A 19,898-nucleotide genomic window follows, 5' to 3' on the forward strand; every position below is an offset into this window, starting at 1 on the left:
GCCCGCGGATCGCCTGCTTCCCTGATCGCCTGCTTCCGTCCCGAACAAGTCCGGCCCGGGGATTCAGACGTGGAGCAGCTCCAGTGCCTGGCGCAGGTTGTGTTCGGCGATGCCCGCCATGAAGGCCCGGTCGGGGAAGTCCCCGTCGAGCAGCCGCAGAGGCCCCGCCGTCAGCGAGAGGCGCTGTGCGAGCGTGTAGAGCGCGAGCCGGTCCTCGTCCAGGTCGGCCACCCGCAGCGGCCGGTAGTCGTCGTGCAGCCGAATCCGCAGGAACACGTGCTCCCACTCGACGTCGAAGTACATCAGGCCCTCGATGTCGATCGCCACGGGGTTCCCGTCCGCGTCCACCAGGACGTGGTCGGGCCCCAGTTCGCCGTGCACGACCGCGTACTCCGCGCGCGGCCGCACCGCCGCCGCCAGGTGCAGCAGCCGCTCCTCCAGCCGGTCGCGCGCACCCGCGATCCGCGGATCACGCGAGGCCGCCTCGGCGAGGTCCCGCAGCGCGCGGTCGAGCACCACACCCTCGCACGACGTACCGCGTGAGGTTCCGCCCGCGTCGACGACGGCCGCCTTGCCGTACGCCGGTGCCCGGTGGCCCCGCATCGCCTCCAGCGACTCCGCGAGCCGGGCCATGACCGGAGCCGCCGCCCGCCGGTCGCGTGCGAGCAGCTCCTCCAGGCTCTCGCCCCGGAGGTCCTCGACGATCGCGAGATCGGCCGGGCCGTGGGTGCCGTCGCGGTCGACGAGACGGATCGCCGGGACGCGGACACCGAGCGCGTCGAGCCGCGTGTGCGCGGCCTCGAACAGCGCGAGCCCGAGGCCGGGGGAGAACGGGTCGGTGAGGTCGTCGTCGCCCTCGGCCGCCGGCCAGTAGTTCTCGGCCTCGTCCCACAGGTAGGCGACCGCGGTCGACTCGTCGTCCATCACCAGGCGGTACACGCCCTTCTTGCTGCCGCCGGCGAGCCGCTCGACCGCCGTCAGCCGCCGCCCGCCGCCCAGCGCGGCCCGCGCCGCGCTCGCCAGCCGCTCCCTCGTCCGCGTACCGGGTGCCACGTCCGTACCGCCTCTCCGCCTGGACAACCCGCGCACCCTACGGGAGCACGGGCGCGAGGGCGATCGGTTTGTTCCCGCCGACGCGCAACCGACCCGCGCGCGCGACCGGCCGCTACCGTGCCGTCTTCGCGATCGACTCCAGCACCTCGCGGGGGTTGCCGTCCGGAGTCACCGCCTTGCCGATCCGGCGGCGGATCTCGGCGGCGACCTCGGACCAGTTGGTCTCGGCGACGGGGTAGAGGCGGAGGTTCTGGAGGGTGTCGAGGCCGTTCCACAGCGGCTTGTGGGCCTTGTCGGCGCGCATCGCGTCGGCGGCCGACGTGGTGACGGGGAGCAGTTCGTACTCGGCGGCCTGCTCGGTCACGTACTTGTCGGTGTAGAGGAAGTCGAGGAACTGGCCGATGGCGGTGCGGTGGTCGTCGTTGCGGAAGGCGACGACCCAGTCCGCGGTGCCCATGGTCGGTGTCTCGTCGCCGTCGCGGCTCGGCAGCGGCACGGCGCCGTAGGGCACGGAGTCGGAGGAGTCGTCGATCTGGCGGATCAGCGACAGCGGCGCGTTGACCATGGCCGCCTCGCCGGTGAGGAAGGCCTCGACCGCGTCCGCCCGGTTCAGGTCGCCGGGCGGGACCGGGCCGGTGAGACCCTCGCCGATCAGGTCCTCCTTCAGCCAGGTCAGGGTGGCCACGTTGGCGGCGGAGGCGATGTCGTAGCGGTTGGTGGAGTCGGTGTAGCCGCCGTCGCCGGCCAGCAGCCACATCAGCGTCTCGGCCTCCGCCTCCTCCGGGCCGAGCGGCACGGCGATCGGGTACTTCACGCCCTGCGCCTTCAACACCCGTGCGTCGGCGGTGAGTTCGTCCCAGGTCGTCGGGGGCTTGAGGCCCGCCCGGGCGAACAGGTCCTTGTTGTAGTAGAGCAGCCGGGTGCTCGCGGTGAAGGGCATGCCGTACTGGGCGCGGTCCAGCTCCCCGGCGTTGGCGAGGCTCCGGACGAAGGAGGCCTGGACGGGGACCGACAGCACCTCGTCGGCGCTGTAGAGGAGATCGCGCGCCGCGTACTCGGAGTAGCCGTCCGTCTGCACGATGTCCGGAGCCTCGCCCCGCTCGACCAGCTCGGCCACCTTCTTGTCGACCTCGTCGGGGTCATGGACCTGGACGTCCACGTCGATCCCCGGGTGCTCGGCGCGGAACGCGAGCACCACCCGGTCCCAGTAGCCCTCGGAGTTCTTGTGGACGCTGTCGCCGTAGTTGGTCGCGACGACCGTAAGGGAGACCGTCCCCGACTCCGCGTCCGCGTCGCCGCCGCAGCCGGAGAGCCCGGCCGTGAGTCCCAGCGCGGCCGTGACCGCCACGATCGTCCGGGCGTTGTGGCGCACGGTCCACCCACTTCCAGCTTCCTACAGGAGTCGTGATCGGGCTTGATCGTATGGCGCGTGCCGGTGTGTACGGGGCCGCGGGCGTTGCGTTTTGATTCCGACGGCGTGACGGCGGCCCGGAACGACCGACATGTCCCGTCGCCGACAGGAAGTACGGAATCGGTGCCACGGTCGTTCACTCGTCCCACCACGACAGGTCGGCCCACCACGACAGGCCGCCCACCACGACAGGCCGACGCCCCCGACGGCGGCCCGTGCGGGGCCCGTCGGGGGCGTCGACCTGATGTGATCCGGGAGGCGAGGCTCAGCCCACCTGGTTGTAGACCCCTCCCGCCGCCGGCCACCCCTGGGGTTCCTCCAGGGGCTCCGGCTGGGTGCGCCCGCGTACCTGGGCGGCGGTGAGGCCCTGGGCCGCGCCCATGGAGCGGCGGCCCTGGGCGGCGGCCGCGAGACCGGGCATCCCGGTCTGGGCGACCGGCTGGAGGCCCGGGGCCGGCATGGAGGCCGCCGGTGCGGCGGGCATCGGGGCCGGGGCGGGCGCGGGGACCTGCATCGGCACCGGCATCGGCATCGGGGCGGGCATCGGGGCCGGCGCGGGCGCCGGGGACGGGAACTGCATGGACGCGGCGGCGGGAGCGGGGGCCGGGGCGGGCGCCGGGGACGCGAACTGCATGGAGGACGCGGGTGCCGGGGCCGGCATGCTCATGGCCTGCGCGGCGAGGTTCTGCATGCCGGTGCCGCTGGTCTCGCCCATCAGCCGGTCCACGGCCGCCGTACCCGAGCTGTAGCTGGTCCCGGTGCTCAGCTCGGGTACGGCGGCTCCCCTCCTGGACCCGTAGAGAACCGACTCCAGGCCGGACACCAGGCGACGCACGTCCACCTGGGGCCGGACCACGAGTCGCAGGAAGCGACTGGACGAGCCGACCTTGTTGCCGCACTCGCGGACCAGGATCCGGTGCTCGGTGAGCAGCCGGTCGCGGACCACGGTGCCCTCGGCGCCCACGGGCAGGCGCACGAAGAGGAAGTTCCCCTGCGACGGGTAGACCGTCAGCCCGGGGAGGGCGGAGAGCTGGCGGGCCATGTCCAGCCGGTCCCGGCGGACCTGGTGCAGGCTCTCCATGTACTCGGCGCCGTGGTTCTTCAGCATGAACACCACGTGCTCCGCGAAGGAGTTGAGGTTCCACTTCGGCAGCATCGAGCGGACCTTGCCGGCCAGCGCCGGGTTGGCGACGAGGTAGCCGAAGCGGATGCCGTGCAGGCCGAAGTTCTTGCCGAGGCTGCGCAGCACGACCACGTTGGGCCGCATGACCGCGTCCTGGACCGTGGACGGCTCGGACTCGGCGTCGGCGAACTCCAGGAACGACTCGTCGATGACGATCAGGTCCAGGTCGGCCATCGCGTCCATGAACTGCACCAGCGCGTGCCGGTGGAGGAAGCCGCCGTCGGGGTTGTTCGGGTTGCAGATGACGGCGACCCTGGTGCCGCGGGCCCGGATGAACTCGGCGTACTGCGCGAGGTCGAGGGCGAAGCCGCTGGACTCCTGGAGCGGGAACATGTCGACCCGCTTGCCGGTCTCCATCGGCTGGTCGGTCCAGCGGCCGAAGGTGGGGACGGGGACGGCGAGCGACTCCCGGACCATCAAGTGGTCGAGCCAGGTGATGAGTTCGGTGGACCCGTTGCCCATCGCCACGCACTGCGGCGGCAGTTGGAGCAGATTGCACAGCTCGGACGTGATCGTGTCCGCGCTGCTCGGGTAGTACGTGATGATGTCGCGCAGCTTGCTCGCCATGTCGTCGAACATGGCGGGGGTGGGGAAGTAGGGGTTGCAGGGGATACAGAAGTCCACCGGACCCGCACCGTCGCCGCCCTCACGTGTCAGCGCCGCCATCGAGGGGCTGTGCGCCGCAGTGCTGCGGAACAACGAGGTGACGTTGTCGGCCATGGAACCTCCGTAGGGGGCGGACCCGTTGGGGACGACCGGGTCCGACGACTAAGGGCGGCCCGCGCGGGGGAGCACGGGCCGCCCCTACATACGGAGGCTCGGGGGGCGCTGTTCAACCACCGAGGATTTGGCGGGAAATTGTGAGCGAGCTGTGAAGACGGCGTCGACGGGGCTGCCGGCCGGACCTCAGTCGAACGCGTGGACCGTCGTCGAGCGGTACGTCTGCCCAGGTCGGAGCACGGTCGACGGGTAGGCCGGCTGGTTGGGCGAGTCCGGGAAGTGCTGGGTCTCCAGACAGAGCGCGTCGCCCTGCCGGTAGATCGCCCCGGAGGGTCCTACGAGTGTGCCGTCCAGGAAGTTCCCGGAGTAGAACTGCAGCCCCGGCTCGGTCGTGGAGATCCGCAGCGTGCGGCCCGACGCCGGGTCCACCAGGGTCGCGGCCCACTCCGGCTCGGCCGTGACGCCCTTGTCGAGGACCCAGTTGTGGTCGAAGCCCTTGGCGTACAGCAGCTGTGGGTCGGCCCTGCGGAGGTCCTCGGCGATCGTCTTGCCGGTCCGGAAGTCGAAGGGGGTGCCCTCGACCCCGACCGGTTCACCGGTGGGGATCAGCCCGGAGTCGACGGGGGTGTAGCGGCCGGCGGCGATCGTCAGCCGGTGGTCGCCGACCGAGCCGCTGCCCTCGCCCGCGAGGTTGAAGTACACATGGCTGGTGAGGTTGACGACGGTGGTCCGGTCGGTGGTGGCCTCGTAGTCGACGCGCCACTCGCCCCGCGCGGTGAGCGTGTACGTCACCTTCACGTCGAGCGTGCCCGGGTAGCCCATGTCGCCGTCGGCGCTCGTATGGGTCAGGTACAGCCCGACCTCGGAGTCCCGCTCGAACGGCTCGACCTGCCAGACCACCTTGTCGAAGCCGCCGGCGCCGCCGTGCAGGCTGTTGGCGCCGTCGTTGACGGACAGCTCGTACGGCTCGCCGTCCAGGGTGAAACGGCCCCCGGCGAGCCGGTTGCCGTACCGGCCGATCAGCGCGCCGAAGTACGGGGAGTCGGCGACGTACTCCTCCAGGGTGTCGAACCCGAGGGAGACGCCTGCGTACCGGCCCTCGGCGTCCGGTACCTCCAGCGACTGCACGATCCCGCCGTAGGACAGGACCTTCAGCCGTGTGCCGCCGTTCTCCAGCGACCAGCGGTGGACCTCGGTCCCGTCGGCGAGCCTGCCGAAGAGTTCCTTCACGGGTGACGCCCCACTTTCCTGTTCATGAAAAAAAGGGGGCCCCGCCTTTCGGCGAGGCCCCCTCACGGTGTGTCAGGAACCGCTCTTGCGCTTGTTCCACACGTCGAACCCGACGGCCGCCAGCAGGGCCAGGCCCTTGATGACCTGCTGCCAGTCGGTGCCGACGCTGAGGAGGTTCATGCCGTTGTTCAGCACGCCGAGGACGAGACCACCGATGATCGCGCCGAGGACGGTGCCGACACCGCCGCTCATGGACGCGCCACCGATGAACGCCGAGGCGATGGCCTCCAGTTCGTAGCTCAGACCCGCCTTCGGCGAGGCCGCGTTGAGGCGGGCGGCGATCGCCAGACCGGCCAGGGCCGCGAGCACGCCCATGTTGACGAAGACCAGGAAGGTGACCTTCTTGTCCTTCACACCGGAGAGCTTCGCGGCCGGCAGGTTGCCGCCGATCGCGTAGATGTGCCGGCCGAAGACGGAGTTGCGCATCAGGTAGCCGTAGCCGACGACCAGCGCGCCCAGGACCAGCAGGATGATCGGCGCGCCCTTGTAGCTGGCCAGCAGCATGGTCACGGTGAGCAGCGCGGCCACGATGGCGACCAGCTTGAGCAGGAAGATGTTGCGCGGCGCCACGTCGAGCGCGAACTCCTGCTGACGCTTGCGGTCACGCATCTCCTGGATGACCACGAAGGCGATCAGGGTGAAGCCCAGCAGCAGCGTGATGTTGTGGTAGTTGGTCGTGGGGCCGGCCTCGGGCAGGAAGCCGTTGCCCATCTTCTGCAGGCCGTCGGGGAACGGGCCGAGGGTCTGGCCCTCCAGCAGGATCTCCGTGACACCGCGGAAGACGAGCATGCCGGCGAGGGTGACGATGAACGACGGTATCCCGAGATACGCGATGAAGAACCCTTGTGCCGCGCCCGCGACCGCGCCCGCCATCAGACAGAGGACCACGGCGAGCGGCCAGGGCACGTCGTGCTGCACCGTCAGCACGGCCGCGAACGCGCCCACGAAGGCCGTGAGCGAACCGACCGACAGGTCGATGTGGCCCGCGACGATCACCAGCATCATGCCGATCGCGAGGATCAGGATGTAGCTGTTCTGCAGGACCAGGTTGGACACGTTGCGCGGCAGCAGCAGGTCGCCGTCGGTCAGGATCGCGAAGAAGGCCACGATCAGACCGAGGGCGATCAGCATGCCGTACTGCCGCATGTTGCGGCGCATGCCGTCCAGCATCAGCTGCAACAGGCCGCCGCCCGTGGCCGATCCGGTGCCGCCCGGCGGCGCCGGGGCCGGGCTCTTGGCGGTCACATCCGTGCTCATCGGGTTACCTCTTTGTCCTTCGTCATCTGGCGCATCAGCGATTCCTGCGTGGCCTCGGCACGCGAGAACTCGCCTGTCAGCCGTCCCGCCGCCATGGTGTAGATGCGGTCGCACATCCCGAGGAGCTCCGGCAGCTCCGAGGAGATGAAGACGACCGCCTTGCCTTCGGCGGCAAGCTTGTCGATGACCGTGTAGATCTCGTACTTGGCGCCGACGTCGATACCGCGCGTCGGCTCGTCCAGGATCAGCACGTCCGGACCGGCGAAGATCCACTTGCTGAGGACGACCTTCTGCTGGTTGCCGCCGGACAGCTTGCCCACCGGCTCGAACACCGTCGGTGCCTTGATGTTCATGGTCTTGCGGTAGCGCTCGGCGACCTGACGTTCCTCGTGCTCGTCGACGACGCCCCGCTTGGCGACCTTGTTCAGGGCGGTCAGCGAGATGTTCCGGTTGATCGTGTCGATCAGGTTGAGGCCGTAGTGCTTTCGGTCCTCGGTGACGTACGCGATGCCGTGCTTGACGGCCTCGGCGACCGACTTCGTACGGATCTCGGTGCCGTCCTTCAGGACCGTGCCGCCCGCGTAGCGGCCGTAGGTCCGGCCGAAGACGCTCATCGCGAGTTCCGTGCGGCCGGCGCCCATGAGGCCCGCGATCCCGACGATCTCCCCGCGCCGCACCTGGATCGACACGTTGTCGACGACCTTGCGCTGCTGGTCGATGGGGTGGAGCACGGTCCAGTCGCGGATCTCCAGGGCCGGTGCCGCCTCCACCTCCGTCTCGTGCGGGGTGCGGTCGGGGAACCGGTTGTCGAGGTCGCGGCCCACCATGCCGCTGATGATCCGGTCCTCGGTGGTCTCCGCGGACTTCACGTCCAGCGTCTCGATCGACTTCCCGTCGCGGATGATCGTCACCGAGTCGGCGACCTTGCGGATCTCGTTGAGCTTGTGGGAAATGATGATCGAGGTGATGCCCTGCTTCTTCAACTCCAGGATCAGATCGAGGAGTTTGCCGCTGTCCTCGTCGTTCAGGGCGGCGGTCGGCTCGTCCAGGATGAGCAGCTTCACCTTCTTGGACAGGGCCTTGGCGATCTCCACCAGCTGCTGCTTGCCCACGCCGATGTCGGTGACCCGGGTCTCGGGGTGGTCGTCGAGACCGACCCTGCGCAGCAACTGCGTCGCGTGCCGCAGGGTCTCCCGCCAGTCGATGAACCCGCCCTTGGCGTGCTCGTTGCCGAGGAAGATGTTCTCCGCCAGGGAGAGGTACGGCGACAGCGCCAGCTCCTGGTGGATGATGACGATGCCGCGCTGCTCGCTCGCGCGGATGTCCTTGAACTCGCAGACCTCTCCCTCGAAGAGGATCTCGCCCTCGTAGCTGCCGTGCGGATGGACACCGGAGAGCACCTTCATCAAGGTGGACTTCCCGGCGCCGTTCTCACCGCAGATCGCGTGGACCTCGCCCTGGCGGACGGTCAGGGTGACGTCCGACAGCGCTTTGACGCCGGGAAAGGTCTTGACGATCGAGCGCATTTCCAGGACGGGTCCCGCCATGGTCGTGCCTTCCAATCAGTTGGTGCCGGCGGTTACTTGAGGTCGCCGGCCTTGATGTAGCCGGAGTCGACGACGACCTTCTGGTAGTTGGTCTTGTCGACGGCGACCGGCTCAAGCAGGTAGGCCGGGATGACCTTGGAGCCGTTGTCGTAGGTCTCGGTGTCGTTGGTCTCGGGCTTCTTGTCGTTCAGCAGCGCGTCGACCATGTTCGAGGCCACCTTGGCGAGCTCGCGGGTGTCCTTGTAGACGGTCATCGACTGCTCGTCCGCGATGATCGACTTCACCGAGGCGACCTCGGCGTCCTGGCCGGTGACGATCGGCAGCGGCTTGTCCTTGGAGCCGTAGCCGTCGGACTTCAGCGCGGAGAGGATACCGATGGAGATGCCGTCGTACGGCGAGAGGACGGCGTCGACCTTGCCGCTCTTGTAGTCCTTGGTGAGGATGTCGTCCATGCGGCGCTGGGCGGTGGCGCCGTCCCAGCGCAGGGTGGTGACCTTGGTGATGTCGGTCTCGCCGGACTTCACGACCAGCTGCTTCTTGTCGATGAACGGCTTGAGGACGTTCATCGCGCCGTTGAAGAAGTAGCGGGTGTTGTTGTCGTCGTTGGAGCCGGCGAACAGCTCGATGTTGAACGGGCCCTTCTTGGAGCCGTCCTTGAGGCCGAGCTTCTCGACGATGTAGTCGGCCTGGAGCTCGCCGACCTTCTCGTTGTCGAAGGAGGCGTAGTAGTCGACGTTCTCGGTGCCGAGGATCAGCCGGTCGTAGGAGATGACCGGGATGTTCGCGTCCTTGGCCTGCTGGAGCACGTTGTTCATCGACTTGTTGTCGATCGCCGCGACGATCAGGGCCTTCACACCCTGCGTGATCATGTTCTCGATCTGGGAGACCTGCTTGGCGGGGTCGTCCTCGCCGAAGACCAGCTGGGTCTTGTAGCCCTTGGACTTCAGGTCCGCGACGACGTTGTCGCCGTCGGCGATCCACCGCTCGGAGGACTTGGTCGGCATCGAGATGCCGATGGTGGCGCCCTCCGTGCTGCCGCTCTCGTCCTTGCTGCCACCCTCGCCGCTCTGGCCGCAGGCGGACAGAGTGAGGGCGAGAGAGGCGGCGGAGGCTATGGCGGCGAGTGCGGCTCGGCGAGTACGCATGATCATCATCCTTGATGTCTTGAAGGCCTGGAACGTTCTGGCGAGGACGGCGCTTCATGAGCCGAAAGCTGCCAGAGAAGATGTGGGGGATTCTGTGTGACTGCGTCTTCTTCTGTGAAGACAGTTGGCCGGTTCGTTATGAGGGAATTCCGAATCGCTTCAGTTCGCCGGGCAGCCGGGTGCCGAGCGGCGCCATGTCGCCGTCCGCTCCGTGCCGCGCGAGGAGGTCCAGAGCGAGCCGGCCGCGCCGGACGCGTTCCTTGGCCGTGGACAGCGTGAGGTCCCGCATGTGGTGCCCGTAGGGGTAGATCCCGGGGGCCTTCGAGAGACCGAACTTCAGGTAGATCGGCGCGCCGCGCCGGATCAGCTCGGCGACCTCGTACATCCGGACATAGCCGCCGAGGTCGTCGGGCGCCTCGATGTACATGTCCATGGGCGCGCCGGAGACCCGCCGGATCTCCGTGAGGTGGTCGAGCGTGAGGTCGCTCGGCACGTTGATCGAGTCGCCGCCGAGGTTCTCGTACACGGCGTACGCGGTGGGGTTCACCGGTCCGATCAGCGCCGACACCTTGAAGGTCGTGTCGGCCGGGATGATCCCCTCCACACGCGCCCGGTGCAGCGTCCACAGCACGCCCTCGTCGGCGACGAGCAGGCACTTCACGCCCAGCTCGGTCGCGCGCACGGCGTCCTCGACACAGCCGGCGACCGCGTCGTGGCCCCGGGCGCGGAGGCCCGCGCCCTTGGAGTCCGTACGGGTGGAGGCGCCGATGTCCCAGGTGCCGCGGGGGCCGGTGAAGAGGCAGAGCTCGATGTCGCGCTCGGCCGTCGCCTCCACCATCTCGGTGATCTCGGCGTCGGTGAGCATCCACACACCGCTGCCCTGGCTGATCCGGTGGATCGGGACGTCGAGCCGCGAGGCCTCCTTGAGGACCACGGCGAGCGCCTCGGGCCCCTCCACGGAGGGCACCTCGGTGCGCCAGCGGCCGCCACCGGGGAAGATGTGCGGTGAGGCGTCGGAAGGGTCGAGGGCGGGTGCGTTCAGCCCGAGAGCGGCGAGGGCCTGCTCGCCGGGTCGGCGCGGCGCCGGAGCGGTGGTGTCGGTCACAAGCTGTCCTTCTGGCTGGTCAGATTCGATATTTCGGACGAGGTTCGCGGCTCTTGGTGCACAAAGCTCTTGGGTGTACGCCGGTACGAAGTCGTCAGGTACCCCGTACCGGCGTACGGCTCAGGGGTGTGTCATGGCCGCAGCAGGACCTTGCCGACCGTCGGGTCGCCGGACCCCACCAGCTCGATGGCCTGCGGGAACTCCGCCAGCGGCAGCTCGTGCGTGACGAGCGGCAGAGGGTCCAGCAGTCCGGCTCCGAAGACCCGCACCGTGTGCGCCCACGCGTCCGGCGCCGCGCCGAACACCGTGTGCACCTCCAGCTGTCGTACGACGAGATCGGTCGGGTCGAGCCCGTCCGCGCCCGGCGCCGGGATGCCCGTCAGGACCAGCCGCCCGCCGCGCCGCAGCAGCGCGGCGGCCGTGCGCGCCGCGTCCGCGGACCCGGCGGTCTCGATGACCACGTCGAAGTCGCCCGGAAGCTCCTGGTCCTTGGTCCGGAAGTCGGTCGCGCCGAAGCGCTTCGACAGCTCCGCGCGGTCCGGACGGGTGCCCACGACGAGCAGCTCGGCGGGAGACGCCGCCTTCAAGAACTGAACGGCGAACATCCCGAGCGTCCCGGTCCCCACCACGGCGACCCGCTCACCCGGAACGGCGTTCGCCTTCAGCGCGGCGGCCGCGATGCACGCGGCCGGCTCCAGCAGCGCCGCCGCTGTCAGATCCGCGTCGTCCGGCAGGACGTGCAGCAGACGGGCGGGCAGGGTAAGGGTCGTGGCCATCGCGCCGGGCTGGGTGAACCCGGTCTCCTCGTACCCCGCGGAGCACAGGGTGGTCTCGCCCGCGTGGCAGCGGTCGCACACCTGGCAGTTCCGGAAGCCTTCGCCAACTACCTTGCGCCCTACAAGAGTTGAAGGAACGCCGGCGCCGACCTCGACGACCGTCCCGGACCACTCGTGGCCCGGGGTGAGCGGGTAGCGGACGTACCCCTCCGGCCGGTTCCCCTGGAAGACCTCGCGGTCGCTGCCGCAGATCCCCGAGGCGTGCACCCGGACCAGGGCCTCGCTGGCCTCCGGCGGCCGGGCCTCGTGCGGGACGAGCCGGTGCTCGCCCGGTGCCTCGATGACGACGGCGCTGGCCGCGTCGGGGGAGGCGGTCACTTGGCACCCTTGGGCTTGCGCTGCTCCCAGCCCTCGGCCCACAGGTCGAAGCGCGCCTGCTGCTGCGGGAACTCCGCCGCCGCCTCCACGTCCAGCTCGACCCCGAGGCCGGGCTTGTCGGAGAGATGGAAGTAGCCGTCCACGACCTCCGGGGCACCCGAGACGACCTTCTTGATGTCCGCGTCGGCGAAGTCGTTGAAGTGCTCGAGGATCTTGAAGTTCGGGGCGGTGAAGCCGACCTGGAGGGAGGCAGCCGTCAGCACCGGGCCACCCACGTTGTGCGGCGCGACCAGCATGTAGTGCGTCTCCGCGGTGGCCGCCAGCTTGCGGGTCTCCCAGATGCCGCCGATGTGGCCGACGTCCGGCTGGATGATGTCCACGGCCTGGCTCTCGAAGAGCTCGCGGAACTCGATCCGGTCGTGGATCCGCTCACCCGTGGCCACCGGCATGTCGACCTTGGCGGCGACCTTCTCCAGCGCCTTCAGGTTCTCCGGCGGCACCGGCTCCTCCAGCCACGCGGGCTTGAAGGGCGCGAGGTCCTTGGCGAGCCGCACGGCGGTCGAGGGCGAGAACCGGCCGTGCATCTCCAGCATCAGCTCGGCGTCCGGCCCGATGGCGTCGCGCACGGCCTCGATCAGCGAGACGGCGTACAGGCTCTGCTCGTGGTCCAGCTCGAAGTGGCCGGTCCCGAAGGGGTCGATCTTGAGCGCCTTGTAGCCGCGCTCCATCACGCCCCGCGCCGCCTTGTGGTACGCCTCGGGCGTGCGCTCGGTGGTGTACCAGCCGTTGGCGTACGCCTTGACCTTGTCGGTGACCTTGCCGCCCAGCAGCTGCCAGACGGGTACGCCGAGGGCCTTGCCCTTGATGTCCCAGCAGGCCATCTCGATGACGGCGATGCCGGACATCACGATCTCGCCGGCGCGCCCGTAGTCGCCGTACTTCATGCGCTTGACCAGATCCTCGACAGCGAACGGGTCGGAGCCGAGAATGTGGTTGGTCTTCGCCTCGTGCAGATAGCCGAGCAGCGCGTCGGTGTGGCCCAGCATGCGGGTCTCGCCGACTCCGGTGAGACCCTCGTCGGTGTGCACGAGGACGTAGGTCAGGTTTCGCCACGGCGTCCCGACCACGTGCGTGCTGATTCCCGTGATGCGCACGGTACTCCCTGCCCTCTGTAGTCCGTAGTTTGTTCGAAATTTCGTCGCTCGTTCGAAATTCTGGTCGTGACAGTAAGGACGACCCGGTCGGAGTGTCAATGGGGTGAACACACAACGGTTCGGGGCGACCCGCTCTGTCCGCGCCCCGGGAACGGTACGGGGTGATCCGGGGCCGGGTGAACCCGGCGCGCGGCATCCGGATGTGAGCGGTGTCCTTGGCGGGGTGTGGACGTCCAAGAAGCCCATGTCGGGGGCCGTGATGTCCGTTGCGTCCGTGGCGAGTTGGGGGCGGTGCGGCGATTTCCGGACGTGCTGGGGGTCCGGGGTTTCGGTCGCCGGCGACCGGTCGGGCTGTCGGAATGCGGGCTCTACCAGGCCGATCGCGCTGGACGGTGTTCCGGAAAGCGGCCGCGGGGCGACCCGCGTCATCGCGATCGGGCCAAAAGCCTGTTGCTTCGCAGGTGGGCGCCCCCGATCGCCGCCGTGGTGACCCGCGCGGCCCGTCGCGTTACGCAAACGTGACCGCCCTCCCTGCTGCAACCCTCTTGACCGCCGGGAATTGTTAGCGCTCACAATGACCTCCGCAACGCACCACTCATCGCCCGACGGCAACCAAGGAGGTACGAGCGTCGTGTCGGCTCTGCGTCAACTCGCCTTCCCCGTGGATGCCTTGGGGCGTTCCGGACTTACGGTATGAAACCGGCGGCGCGGGACAGCGCCTCCGCGACCCAGGTCTTATCGGCAGACGACCGCCAAGGAGGTACGGCCGTGACACACGCACAACTGCGGCCGCCCACCATGGCCGACGTCGCCCGCCAGGCCGGGGTGTCCCACCAGACCGTCTCCCGCGTGCTGGGGGACCACCCCAACGTGCGGGACGAGACCCGGGCCAAGGTGCTCCGCGCGATCGAGGAGATGGGCTACCGCCGCAACTTCTCCGCACGGGCCCTGGCGACCAGGCGCACCCAGACCCTGGGCGTGGTCGCCTCCAACACCACGCTCTACGGCCCGGCCAGCACGTTGTTCGCGCTGGAGGAGGCGGCGCGGGCCGAGGGCTACCTCGTCTCGACGGTCAGTCTGCGCGAACCGACCGTCCAGTCACTGTCCGAGGCCCTGGACCGTCTCATCGAGGGTGGGGTGGAGGGGGTGATCGCCCTCGCCCCGCAGCGGTCGGCGGTGGCCGCCCTCGCCGAACTGCGGCACCCCGTCCCGGTGGTGGCCGTGGGCACCGGCTCCGGCGCGGAGATCCCGAGCGTCAACGTGGATCAGCACCTCGGCGCGCGGCTGGCCACCGGCCATCTGCTCGCCGCCGGCCACCGGAAGGTCTGGCACCTCGCCGGACCCGAGTACTGGCAGGAGGCCGTCGACCGGACCACCGGCTGGCGGGCCACCCTGGAGGAGGCCGGCGTCGAACCGCCGCAGCCGCTGAGGGGTGACTGGAGTCCGCTTTCGGGCTACCGTGCGGGCCAGGAACTGGCCGGCTGGGTGGGCCGCGGCCTGACCGCCGTCTTCGTCGCCAACGACCAGATGGCACTGGGGGTGTTGCGGGCCCTGCGCGAGGCGGGCGTGCGGACCCCACAGGACGTGGCGGTGGTCGGCTTCGACGACATCCCGGAGTCGGAGTTCTTCGCCCCACCCCTGACCACCGTCCGACAGGACTTCGCCACGGTGGGACAGCGGAGCATCGCTCTGCTGCTGGACCTCATCGAGGGCCGGGCCCCCTCCGTCTCCCAGGTCGCCATCGAACCCCACCTCGTCGTCCGCGCCAGCACCTTCCCGTACGGGCCCCTGTCGGGGGCCGCTCCGGGCTGACGCGGCTCCGAACAACCGAACGACCTTCATTCATCAGTGTGGCCGACATTTCGAACAATGATCGACAGGTTGGACGCAGTGCGGCCGGTCCCCATGAGTACCAACGGTCCGTCCCCGGACCGGCTCTTCAAAGGAGAAGAAACATGCTCAACAGACGGAACTTCCTGACCGCGGCGATCGGCGTGGCGGCGGCGGGCACCCTGGCGGCCTGTGCCAAGGAGGACGAGGGCTCCGGCGGCGACTCCGGTTCCGGCGGCAGCAAGAAGATCACCCTCGGCTTCTCCCAGGTCGGCTCCGAGTCCGGCTGGCGCAGCGCCAACACCGACTCCGTGAAGTCCGCGGCGAAGGAGGCGGGCTACAACCTCAAGTTCTCCGACGCGCAGCAGAAGCAGGAGAACCAGATCTCCGCGATCCGCAGCTACATCGCGCAGAAGGTGGACGTCATCGCCTTCTCGCCGGTCGTCGTCACCGGCTGGGACGCCATCCTCAAGGAGGCCCAGGCCGCGAAGATCCCCGTCGTCCTGACCGACCGCTCCGTCGAGAGCGACGAGTCGCTGTTCGTCACCCTGGTCGGCTCCGACTTCACCGACGAGGGCCGCCGCGCCGCCAAGATCCTGGAGAAGGTCCTGGAGAAGGCCGGCCACAAGGGCAAGGTGAAGATCGCCCAGCTGGAGGGCACCACCGGTGCCGCCCCCGCGATCGAGCGCGCCAAGGGCTTCAAGGAGGTCATGGACGCCGAGCACAAGGACGACTGGGAGATCGTCGTCAGCCAGACCGGTGACTTCACCCGCGCCGGCGGCAAGCAGGTCATGGCGGCCTTCCTGCAGTCCAACCCGGACATCAACGTCCTCTACGCGCACAACGACGACATGGGCCTCGGCGCCATCCAGGCCATCGAGGCGGCCGGCAAGAAGCCCGGCAAGGACATCCTCATCGTCACGGTCGACGGCGTGAAGGACGGCTTCATCGCGATGTCCGAAGGCAAGATCAACGCGATCGTCGAGTGCAACCCGCTGCTCGGCCCCCAGCTGATGGACGTCGTGCAGAAGGTCAAGAACGGCGAGAAGGTCGAGCGCTGGATCAAGACCGAGGAGAGCGACTTCATGCAGGACCAGGCCAAGGACGCGCTCCCCACCCGTAAGTACTGACCCACCCGCCCCACCGGCAGGGAGCCTCCGGGCGACCGGGCACACCCCGGTCCGGGAGGCTCCCCGCGGGCCTGAACCCATGTCAAGAGGAGCGCTGCTCATGGCAGAGCCGCGGCCCGTCCTGGAGATGACGGGCATAGTCAAGGAGTTTCCGGGGGTACGGGCTCTGTCGGGCGTCGACTTCCGGCTCTTCCCCGGTGAGATCCACGCCCTGATGGGCGAGAACGGAGCCGGGAAGTCCACCCTCATCAAGGTGCTGACGGGGGTCTACTCCCTGGACGGCGGCACCGTCACCCTCGACGGGAAGTCCGTGCTGTTCGGCAGCCCGCTGCAAGCGCAGCAGGCCGGCATCAGCACGGTCTACCAGGAGGTCAACCTCTGCCCCAACCTCTCGGTGGCGGAGAACATCTTCATCGGACGTGAACCCACGCGCGGGGGCCGCATCCAGTGGAAGCGGATGCGCAAGGAGGCCGCGGAGCTGGTCGACCGCCTCGGCCTCGACATCGACGTGACCGCGCCCCTGTCCGCGTACCCGCTGGCCGTGCAGCAACTGGTCGCGATCGTACGGTCGGTGGGCACCGGCGACAGTGACGGCGAGGGCTCCGGCACCAAGGTGCTCGTCCTGGACGAGCCCACCTCCAGCCTCGACCGCGACGAGGTCCTCGAACTCTTCCGCCTGATGCGGCGGCTCAGGGACGAGGGCGTCGCCATCCTCTTCGTCTCGCACTTCCTGGACCAGATCTACGAGATCTGCGACCGGATGACGGTGCTGCGCAACGGCACCCTGGTCGGCGAGCACATGGTCCGTGACCTCGACCAGGTCGGGCTGATCGAGCTGATGATCGGCAAGGCCCTGGACCAGCTGGAGGAGCTCCACGAGCACCAGCTGCGCTCCGACGTCGGCGAGACCCTGGTCGCCGCCGAGGGCCTCGGCCGGACCGGCGGCATCGCCCCCTTCGACCTGGAGATCAACAAGGGCGAGGTCGTCGGCCTCGCCGGTCTGCTCGGCTCCGGCCGCACCGAACTCGCCCGGCTGCTCTTCGGCGCCGACCAGCCCGACAGCGGCAAGGTCACCGTGGGCGGCAAGCAGGTCTCGATGAGCGCCCCGAACGACGCCATCGGCGCCGGGGTCGCGTTCTGCTCGGAGAACCGCAAGGCCGAGGGCCTGATCCCCGATCTGACGGTCCGGGAGAACATCATCCTGGCCCTTCAGGCGTCCCGCGGCTGGACCCGGCCCATTCCGGCGAGCCAGCGCGACGAACTGGTCGCCAAGTACATCAAGGCGCTGGACATCCGCCCCGCCAACCCGGAGGCCCGGGTCGGCCAGCTCAGCGGCGGCAACCAGCAGAAGGTGCTGCTCGCCCGCTGGCTGATCACCCAGCCGCAGCTGCTGATCCTGGACGAGCCGACGCGCGGCATCGACATCGGCGCGAAGGCGGAGATCCAGAAACTGGTCGTCTCCCTCTCCGAGGACGGCATGTCCGTCCTCTACATCGCGGCCGAGCTGGAGGAGGTCCTCCGCCTCAGCCACACCATCGGGGTCCTGCGCGACCGCAAGCTGGTTGCCCGGCTCACCAACGGGCCGGAGATCACCACCAGCAAGATCCTGGAGACCATCGCGAGCGGAGAACACCAGTGAGCACCCCATCCGCAGCCACCACCTCCCGCTGGCGGGCGCTGACGCACCACCACCTGTTCTGGCCGGTCGCGGTCCTGGTGGCCCTGCTGCTCATCAACGTCCCCTTCACGCCCGACTTCTTCGCGATCAAGATGACGGACGGCCACCTCTACGGCAGCCTCGTCTCGATCGTGCTGTTCGGCTCGCCGCTGATCCTGGTCGCCGTCGGTATGACCCTGGTCATCGCCACCGGTGGCATCGACCTCTCCGTCGGCGCGGTCGTCGCCATCACCGGCGCCCTGACCTGTTCGTACATCAGCGACCAGGCCGACCAGAACGCCCTGGCCGGGGTCTTCCTGGCCATGGGGATCGGGCTGGTGGCCGCGGTCCTGTGCGGTCTGTGGAACGGGTTCCTGGTCGCCCGCATGGGCATTCAGCCGATCATCGCGACCCTGATCATCATGGTCGCCGGACGCGGTGTCGCCCAGCTGATCACCGACGGCCAGATCATCACCATCAACAGCGAGCCGTACAAGCTGATCGGCGGCGGCTACTGGCTGACGCTGCCCTTCTCCATCTTCGTGGTGGCCGCGGTCGTCGCCGTCACCGTCGCGCTGACCCGGAAGACCGCGCTCGGACTGCTCGTCGAGTCGGTCGGCGGCAACGCCGAGGCCAGCCGCCTGGTGGGCATCCGGTCCCGGCGCATCAAGATCATGGTCTATATGTTCTGCGCCCTGTGCGCGGGCATCGCCGGCCTGATGATCAGCTCCAACACCTCGGCTGCGGACGGCAACAACGCCGGCCTGTGGATCGAGCTGGACGCGATCCTCGCGGTGGTCATCGGCGGCACCTCGCTGCTCGGCGGCCGGTTCTCGATCGGCGGCACGGTGATCGGCGCCCTCGTGATCCAGACCCTGACCACCACGATCTACACCATCGGCGTGCCGACCCAGACCAACCTGGTCTTCAAGGCCGCCGTCGTCATCGTCGTCTGCCTGCTGCAGTCCCCGAAGTTCCGGGCCAAGGTCTTCGGCGCCAAGGGCCGCGGCAAGCCCGCCGCCCCGGCGGAGCCCGCCACCCCGGCCGACGCCGCCCCGAAGATGGAGGTGTCGCGATGAGCGCGACCACCAAGACCCCCACGGCGCCGGAGGGCCGTACCGCGTCCCAGGTGTCCGCGGTCACCCGCCTGCTCGGTGACCGGCGGCTGCCGGTCCTGGTCACGGCCGCCCTGTTCCTCGCGATGTACATCACCGGCCTCGGCCGGTACCAGAACTACGGCTTCGCCGAACCGCAGGTGTTCCTCAACCTGTTCATCGACAACGGCTACCTCCTGGTCGCCGCCGTGGGCGCCACCTTCGTCATCATGTCCGGCGGCATCGACCTGTCCGTGGGCTCGCTGATCGGCTTCACCACGATGTTCACCGCCTGGCTGGTGGAGCGTCAGGGTCTGCCCCTGATCGTGGTCGTCCCCCTCGCCCTCGGCGTGGGCGCGTTCGGCGGCTTCCTGATGGGCTATGTGATCCACAACTTCGAGATCCAGCCGTTCATCGTGACCCTCGCAGGCCTCTTCCTCTTCCGGGGCCTGTGCCTGGTCATCAGCAAGGAGTCCATCTCCATCAGCGACTCCACGGTCAGCAGCCTCGCCCAGACCCGGGTGCCGCTCGGGCTGGGGGACCTGTCGATCGGCGCCCTGGTGGCCCTGGCCGTCCTCGCGTTCGCCTTCTACGTACTGCACTACACGCGCTTCGGACGCCGTGTGTACGCGATCGGCGGCAACGAGCAGTCGGCGCTGCTGATGGGACTTCCGCTGGGCGGCACCAAGATCGCCGTCTACACGGTGAGCGGCTTCTGCTCGGCGCTGGCCGGCCTGCTGTTCATGCTGTACATCCAGTCCGGCGACCCGCTGCACGCCGTCGGCATGGAGCTCGACGCCATCGCCGCGGTGGTCATCGGCGGCACCCTGCTGACGGGCGGCTCCGGCTATGTCATCGGCACCCTCTTCGGCGTCCTGGTGCTGGGCCTGATCAAGAGCATCATCCAGTTCGAGGGCACCCTCAGCTCCTGGTGGACGAAGATCGCCACCGGTGTGCTGCTCTGCGCGTTCATCCTGATCCAGCGGGCCATGACGGCCCGTAAGCAGACCTGAGCCGAGGGGTTCACGGCACGTCGGTTCCCGCGGTCCGTCGCACACAACGTGCGGCGGGCCGCGCGGCGTTCGCCGACAACGCGGCGAATGGTCGGGCTTGACCTCCACCGGGCAAACCGGAAAGCCCAGTTCCGCACACAACCTTCACAGGAGCC

Annotated in this window: 14 protein-coding genes and 1 pseudogene; 5 read left to right on the plus strand and 10 right to left on the minus strand. The window is 69.0% G+C overall.

The genetic code is table 11. The features are described from left to right. Nucleotides 1–63: 63 nt before the first annotated feature. From HW837_RS25550 to HW837_RS25595, 10 genes and pseudogenes are all read right to left on the minus strand, one after another. Complete coding sequence (locus tag HW837_RS25550) at nt 64–939, minus strand: phosphotransferase family protein (RefSeq protein ID WP_234442541.1); 876 nt, start codon at nt 937–939, stop codon at nt 64–66. A gap of 226 nt (nt 940–1,165) precedes the next feature. After that, complete coding sequence (locus HW837_RS25555; protein WP_177261772.1) at nt 1,166–2,425, minus strand: ABC transporter substrate-binding protein; 1,260 nt, start codon at nt 2,423–2,425, stop codon at nt 1,166–1,168. A gap of 304 nt (nt 2,426–2,729) precedes the next feature. After that, the gene (locus tag HW837_RS25560) at nt 2,730–4,367 is read right to left on the minus strand and encodes a pyridoxal phosphate-dependent aminotransferase (protein WP_045557887.1); all 1,638 of its coding nucleotides are present in this window, start codon (nt 4,365–4,367) and stop codon (nt 2,730–2,732) included. Nucleotides 4,368–4,553: 186 nt separating this feature from the next. Further along, nucleotides 4,554–5,609, minus strand: a pseudogene (locus tag HW837_RS25565) (aldose epimerase family protein); the annotation flags it as partial. A gap of 60 nt (nt 5,610–5,669) precedes the next feature. Further along, entirely contained in the window at nt 5,670–6,914 is a 1,245-nt protein-coding gene (gene mmsB / locus HW837_RS25570; RefSeq protein WP_045557889.1) for a multiple monosaccharide ABC transporter permease, read from the minus strand. Next, nucleotides 6,911–8,461, minus strand: coding sequence for a multiple monosaccharide ABC transporter ATP-binding protein (gene mmsA / locus HW837_RS25575; protein ID WP_045557890.1), 1,551 nt, complete (start codon nt 8,459–8,461; stop codon nt 6,911–6,913). Before mmsA ends, mmsB begins: the two co-directional genes overlap by 4 nt. A gap of 32 nt (nt 8,462–8,493) precedes the next feature. Then, on the minus strand, nt 8,494–9,606 hold the full coding sequence (gene chvE / locus HW837_RS25580; RefSeq protein ID WP_177261773.1) for a multiple monosaccharide ABC transporter substrate-binding protein: 1,113 nt from the start codon (nt 9,604–9,606) through the stop codon (nt 8,494–8,496). A 136-nt stretch (nt 9,607–9,742) separates the two neighbouring features. Then, a complete protein-coding gene (locus HW837_RS25585; RefSeq protein WP_045557892.1) occupies nt 9,743–10,711 on the minus strand; it encodes a hypothetical protein in 969 nt (322 codons plus the stop codon). A gap of 131 nt (nt 10,712–10,842) precedes the next feature. Continuing rightward, nucleotides 10,843–11,865 (minus strand): zinc-dependent alcohol dehydrogenase, encoded by a 1,023-nt coding sequence (locus HW837_RS25590; RefSeq protein WP_193380033.1) that lies wholly within the window; start codon nt 11,863–11,865, stop codon nt 10,843–10,845. Further along, complete coding sequence (locus tag HW837_RS25595) at nt 11,862–13,019, minus strand: mandelate racemase/muconate lactonizing enzyme family protein (RefSeq protein ID WP_045557894.1); 1,158 nt, start codon at nt 13,017–13,019, stop codon at nt 11,862–11,864. The genes HW837_RS25590 and HW837_RS25595 overlap by 4 nt, the downstream gene beginning before the upstream one ends. Nucleotides 13,020–13,787: 768 nt before the next feature. On the opposite strand from HW837_RS25595, the gene HW837_RS25600 reads away from it, so the two are divergent. The 5 genes from HW837_RS25600 to yjfF all read left to right on the plus strand — a co-directional run bounded on the left by HW837_RS25600 (nt 13,788) and on the right by yjfF (nt 19,743). Continuing rightward, entirely contained in the window at nt 13,788–14,831 is a 1,044-nt protein-coding gene (locus HW837_RS25600; protein ID WP_045557895.1) for a LacI family DNA-binding transcriptional regulator, read from the plus strand. 143 nt (nt 14,832–14,974) lie between these two features. Continuing rightward, nucleotides 14,975–15,979, plus strand: coding sequence for an ABC transporter substrate-binding protein (locus HW837_RS25605; protein ID WP_045557896.1), 1,005 nt, complete (start codon nt 14,975–14,977; stop codon nt 15,977–15,979). Between the two features lie 100 nt (nt 15,980–16,079). Next, nucleotides 16,080–17,618, plus strand: a complete 1,539-nt coding sequence (locus HW837_RS25610; protein WP_045557897.1) for a sugar ABC transporter ATP-binding protein — start codon at nt 16,080–16,082, stop codon at nt 17,616–17,618. Further along, nucleotides 17,615–18,715: an ABC transporter permease gene (locus HW837_RS25615; protein ID WP_045557898.1), complete on the plus strand. Its 1,101-nt coding sequence runs from the start codon at nt 17,615–17,617 to the stop codon at nt 18,713–18,715. The genes HW837_RS25610 and HW837_RS25615 overlap by 4 nt, the downstream gene beginning before the upstream one ends. Then, nucleotides 18,712–19,743: a galactofuranose ABC transporter, permease protein YjfF gene (gene yjfF / locus HW837_RS25620; RefSeq protein WP_045557899.1), complete on the plus strand. Its 1,032-nt coding sequence runs from the start codon at nt 18,712–18,714 to the stop codon at nt 19,741–19,743. Before HW837_RS25615 ends, yjfF begins: the two co-directional genes overlap by 4 nt. The last annotated feature ends 155 nt before the right edge of the window (nt 19,744–19,898 follow it).

It is taken from the genome of Streptomyces caniscabiei, assembly GCF_014930365.1.
GTDB lineage: Bacteria > Actinomycetota > Actinomycetes > Streptomycetales > Streptomycetaceae > Streptomyces > Streptomyces caniscabiei.